The organism is Methylobacterium sp. WL18 (genome assembly GCF_008040015.1).
GTDB lineage: Bacteria > Pseudomonadota > Alphaproteobacteria > Rhizobiales > Beijerinckiaceae > Methylobacterium > Methylobacterium mesophilicum.
This window is the reverse complement of sequence record NZ_VRVD01000820.1, coordinates 1-1,762: the sequence shown is the minus strand read 5'-3', so window position 1 is coordinate 1,762 and position 1,762 is coordinate 1. Positions and strand designations below refer to the sequence as shown.

The window sequence follows — 1,762 nt, the reverse complement described above, 5'->3', positions numbered from 1 at the left end:
GCCCTGCCCGGCTACGCGGCGATCCGGGGCGCCATGGGGGCCGTCGCCACCTGGGTGTTCCTGCCCTCGCTCGCCGCGACCCTGCTGTCCGGCCTGCTCTCGATGGCCCTCAACCGGGCCTACCTCAACGCCGGCTGGGCCTGGGTGAAGCTCGCCACCGGGGTCCTGATGTTCGAGGGCGGCCTGGTCTACGTGCAGGGGCCGATGAACCGCGAGGCCGAGCGCAGCGCCCGGGCGCTGGCCGGCCTGCTCGATCCCGCCGCCCTGGCCACGTCGCTGGAGGGCGAGCGCGGCACGCTCTGGGTGCTGCTGGCGGTGTCGGCCGTCAACGTGGCCCTGGGGATCTGGCGCCCGCGGATCCTGCGGATCCCGCAATAGGTCCGGCGGCCGGTCTCGCGGGCTCAGGGACCCGCGCACCGCACGAGCGGAAACGGCCGCGATTCGAGGGCGGCGGTCGGGAGGACGGACGCGGTCACCAAGCCCGGCGCGACCGCCCGATCCTTAGAAATACGCCGGCTAAGAAACTACTTTCCGATGCAGAAACCGGAAAACAGCCGGTCCAGCACATCCTCGACGCCGACATGCCCACCGACCTCGCCCAGCGACCGGACTGCGAGCCGGAGATCCTCTGCAGCGAGTTCAGGCAGAGCGCCCGTCCCGGCGAGAAGCCGGTCGAGATGCGCCACGCAGGCCTCCAACGCCGCCCGATGGCGGGCCCGCGTAACCAGCGCGTCGCCGGTACCGAGCCCGGCTTCCGCCGCCATCTGGATCGCGTCCAGCAGCGCGTCCAGCCCGGCCCCGGTCCGGGCCGAGACCGCCAGTGCTCCAGGCGCCACGGCATTTGTTGAGCCGGCAAAAAGATCGATCTTGGTGTGCACCGGGAGGACAGGAAGGTCGGCCGCACCGAGATCCGGCCGGCTCCCGTCCGGGGGTACGAGGGCCAAGACGAGGTCGGCCGTGCCGATGCGGGCGCGGCTGCGCCGGATGCCCTCGGCCTCCACCGGTTCGGCGGTCTCGCGCAGGCCCGCGGTGTCGACCAAGAAAACCGGCAGGCCGCCGAGATCGAGGCGGATTTCGATGGCGTCCCGGGTGGTGCCGGGCACATCCGACACGATCGCGACGTCCCGCCGGCTGAGGGCGTTCAGCAGCGTCGATTTTCCGGCGTTGGGCGCCCCGGCCAACACCACGACGAAACCCTCGCGCAGGCGCTCGCCCCGGCGGCCGTCGTGCAGGGCGGTCGCGATAGCCTGGCGCAGGCCGGAGACGCGGCCGAACAGGGCGGCGTCGAGGCCGGCCTCGTCGACGTCGCCCTCGTCGGCGAAATCGAGCGCGGCCTCGGCTGCGGCCAGGCAGTCGATCGCCTCCTCCCGCCAGGCCGCGACCTGGCGGCTCAGAGCCCCGTCGAGCTGGCGCAGGGCCTGCCGGCGCTGCCCCTCGGTCTCGGCGTCGATCAGGTCGGCCACCGCTTCGGCTTCGGCGAGGTCCATGCGGCCGTTGAGCACCGCCCGCCGGGTGAAGGCCCCGGGACCGGCGGCCCGGCAACCCGGCATCCGGGCCAGGGCCGTGAGCACCCCCATCCGCACCGCCGTCCCGCCATGCAGGTGCAACTCGGCCATGTCCTCGCCGCTATAGGTCTCGGGCCCCGGAAACCATGCGACCAGGGCGCGGTCGAGTTCGGTGCCGTCCCGGGGATCCCGCAGGGTGCGAAGGGACAGCCGCCGGGGCGGCGGCAGGGTGCCGGCGAGGGCGGCCAGCACCGCCC

The 1,762-nt window shown here is 73.6% G+C and carries 2 protein-coding genes; one reads left to right on the top strand and one right to left on the bottom strand.

The features are described from left to right. A partial coding sequence (locus FV228_RS28675) for a hypothetical protein (protein WP_147857581.1) occupies positions 1-378 on the top strand: 378 nt, incomplete at its 5' end. Positions 379-524: 146 nt separating this feature from the next. Here FV228_RS28675 and mnmE read toward each other — a convergent pair. Then, on the bottom strand, positions 525-1,762 hold a 1,238-nt coding region (gene mnmE, locus FV228_RS28670; RefSeq protein WP_147857580.1), incomplete at its 5' end, for a tRNA uridine-5-carboxymethylaminomethyl(34) synthesis GTPase MnmE.